Raw genomic sequence first — 3,038 nt, 5'->3', positions numbered from 1 at the left:
TCAAACCCAGGCATGCGAAGGCTGGGGTGAGGCACGAACCCCAACCAGATCAGGGTTCAGACACCCGTCAGCCGAAACGGCTGGACAGCGAAACGGTTATTAATAGGCAAGGGGCAAGCCGACAAATGCTGGGGTTCGCACCTCACCCCAATGGCCGAACAAACCATGCGCGCCGGGTCGCCGTTAGCAGCCCGGCCAGGCCGCTCAGGAACAAATACGCCGAAGCCGGCAGCGGGACGCTGACCAGAGGGAAGTAATTTTGCGAGAGATCGAATCCGCTGGTCGAGACGATTTGAACCGGATTGCCCGCTACGTCGCTGGCTTCCAAGCCGGCCCAGTACAGCGAGTGACCGGCATCGAGCGAAATCGATGCAATATTGTCGTCGAGCGTCGAATCGATTACGCAGCCGCCGTCGAGATTGAACATCACGCAACCTGGATTGGTGCTGGCGTCGGCTTTGACGCTGACTTCCAAATTCAAGCGCACCCGAAACTCGTCCGCGTAGCCCATCTGGAACGCAAAGCTGATCGGATCGCCGTTTAAATACGCGCCTTCGGCAAGCGGGCTGAGCACGCCGCTCCCATTTTCCACTATCGCAATCGATTGGGTGTTGGAAAACAGCCGGTTGATCGGCGGCGCCACCGATTCGAATTGATCGGTAATATCGAATTCGAAATCGGACGCGCCGATATAACCGTGAACGGGGTCCTTGCGCTCAATCGTGACATTCAGCGCCAAAATCGAACTGATCGAACAACAACTTCCGCCGGTTCCGGCGATACCGGAAAGGCTGTAGTCCAAATCCGATTCGATCACCAGACGGCCACGCAGCGTCACGACATCGCCGATACCGCCCCACCTCTGACCAGGACGGCACCGCCGTCGACGACGGTATTGGCCGATGCGCTGGCGGTCTGCATGCCCAAATTGACCGAAGTCGCGGTAGCGACCGCTCTCGCGCTGCCGGGTCCGGACCACGACAAGGCATCGGCCCAGGCATACGCCCCTCCCACCGCGTGAGCCTCGCTGCAATCCTCGCCCAAGCCGCAGGCGAGGTTGCCGGACGAGCTGGAGCCGGCGGTCGCCGACGCGGATGTCGAAGCCTGGGCGGAATCGAACAGGAACAGCAGGCCCATCAAGACCATGACTTTTGAGTGTTGCACGAACGATCTCCTTTTTTACTGTATTGCAAACGGCTGGGTGTCCGCTGAAACCTCAATAAGCGGCCAGGATTCGGCCGGCTATCCGAAGCAGGCCCGAAACAGCGTTCGGGTAGGATTACAGCACGGCTTCGTGTCAAGCGCATTAAGCCCGGCAATCCGTTGGCCTCACACCGGCGCCGGTTTCAGCATCGAGGTTTTGCCGACCATGATGTCCACCGCTTTCAGCAAGCGCTTGAACACCGAGTCCTGGCAGTAAGGAATACCGTGCTTGTCGCAGACCGCCTTGACCTTGGGTTGCAGCTTTTGGTACTGGCTGAGCGGCAAATCCGGCCACAAATGATGCTCGATCTGGTAATTCAACCAACCGTAGAAAAAGTCGTTGAAGTTGGAGCCGGTCGGATAATTGACCGAACCCAGAATCTGCCGCAAATAAAATTCGCCCTTGCCCTTGGCCTTATGGTCGAAGCCCATCACGTCGTCGCCGGCATGGTTGGGGATCATCACCAAAAAGGTGTGCATATTGGTGAAGATTTCCGCCAGCAAGGAATTCAGCAACACGCTGGTCGCGGCAAAACCGCCCAGCGGCAAGAACAAGGCCGGCAACAACACGAAACGGTAAGCGATGTAGGGCAGAATGCTTTCCGACCACAGCGCCCGGCCTTGCGGGGTAAACCAGCTCCAGGCGTCCAGGCGGGTCATCGGCGGGGCCGGCCGATCGTGCTGGCGGGCGGCCAGCAAGCGTAATTCCTTGTGGGTACGCGGCGTGTAGTAACTCAGCTTCCAAATGCCGGAGAATACCGCGACGATGGCGTAGCGCAGCCACATCGGCAATTTCGACTGCCTCAGCCATTGCATGTTGTGTTCGGCGTTATTGGGATCGGCGGTCTCACCTAACCGAAAATGGTGCAATACATCGTGTTCGTGGTGCCAACCGGCCGGCGTCATCCAATCCGGCCAATCCAGAAAGCGGCGCCAGCCCTGGGCGAAATGCTTGCTCTTGTAACGCTTGGGGGCGGCGTCCAGTTTGTCGTAACCGCGATGCTGAATCGGATGGGCCACTTGAGTCCAGCGCGTGAAACTACCCTGGCTGATCAACAAGGCCGACACCGGATTCGGCGCCAGCCAGGCCGTGGCGTAGCCGGCCAGCGAACACAACTGGCCCCAGCGCTCCATGCGCTTCATATGGCGATAATCTTCCGGCCCGATGTCGGCCAGGGCTTGTCGATGGAGCTCGGAAACATCTTTTGCCAACTGCTCGCGATCAACCGACTGGTAACTGGATAAACTCAAAACACAACCTCTTGAAAATGCATTGGTAAGCGACGAAACCCTAGCGCTCCTGATTCGTTGGTTACCATCCCATGGCCGGCAGACCGGCCGAACGCGGCGGCGGCGTCTTTCAGAGTCGGGTAAAACACTAAAGCAGAAAAACTGGCGGAACTTCGATGATGTTCGACCGCTTACCGACCGAACACCAGCCAAAAAAAAGGCCTTGCATCGCTGCAAAGCCTCGATTCATGGTTTCCCCGGACGGGCTCGAACCGCCGACCAAGCCGTTAAACCCGTCGAACACCGCCGGTGCGGCGTTCATTGGCGGATTGCTTTAGACGTTTCACCGTTCCAAGGATGGCGGCTAGTCTACAGCCTTCGCCGCCAAAAGCCAAGAAACACCGGCTTTGGACGACTACCGGGCGCACACTCGATGCCGTCGGCGACTCTGAGGTCATTGATTCGGCCTGCGCGCAATCATCGCAACCGAAGCCCGTCCCAAGCCACCACTGACCTTTGGCGGAGACCCGCCGGGATTGCCATTGCCGAATTGGCTGGTAAGTTACATTTCAGAGGCGGCGAAACGAATCCGCCGTTCATGCTCT

4 protein-coding genes are annotated in these 3,038 nt (G+C 58.4%); all 4 read right to left on the bottom strand.

Annotated elements, in window-relative coordinates; translation table 11 throughout:
• Positions 1 to 142: 142 nt before the first annotated feature.
• On the bottom strand, positions 143 to 838 hold the full coding sequence (locus AC3B8H_RS19915) for a VPLPA-CTERM sorting domain-containing protein (protein WP_488443260.1): 696 nt from the start codon (positions 836 to 838) through the stop codon (positions 143 to 145).
• Positions 835 to 1,164, bottom strand: a complete 330-nt coding sequence (locus AC3B8H_RS19910; protein ID WP_488443259.1) for a hypothetical protein — start codon at positions 1,162 to 1,164, stop codon at positions 835 to 837. The genes AC3B8H_RS19915 and AC3B8H_RS19910 overlap by 4 nt, the downstream gene beginning before the upstream one ends.
• A gap of 165 nt (positions 1,165 to 1,329) precedes the next feature.
• Positions 1,330 to 2,454 (bottom strand): fatty acid desaturase family protein, encoded by a 1,125-nt coding sequence (locus AC3B8H_RS19905; protein ID WP_488443258.1) that lies wholly within the window; start codon positions 2,452 to 2,454, stop codon positions 1,330 to 1,332.
• A gap of 127 nt (positions 2,455 to 2,581) precedes the next feature.
• Entirely contained in the window at positions 2,582 to 2,755 is a 174-nt protein-coding gene (locus AC3B8H_RS19900; RefSeq protein WP_488443257.1) for a hypothetical protein, read from the bottom strand.
• Positions 2,756 to 3,038: the final 283 nt, after the last annotated feature.

The sequence above is a fragment of the Methylomonas sp. BG-2 genome, from assembly GCF_057766305.1.
The sequence above is the reverse complement of the archived record's forward strand: the minus strand, read 5'-3'. Positions and strand labels throughout refer to the sequence as shown.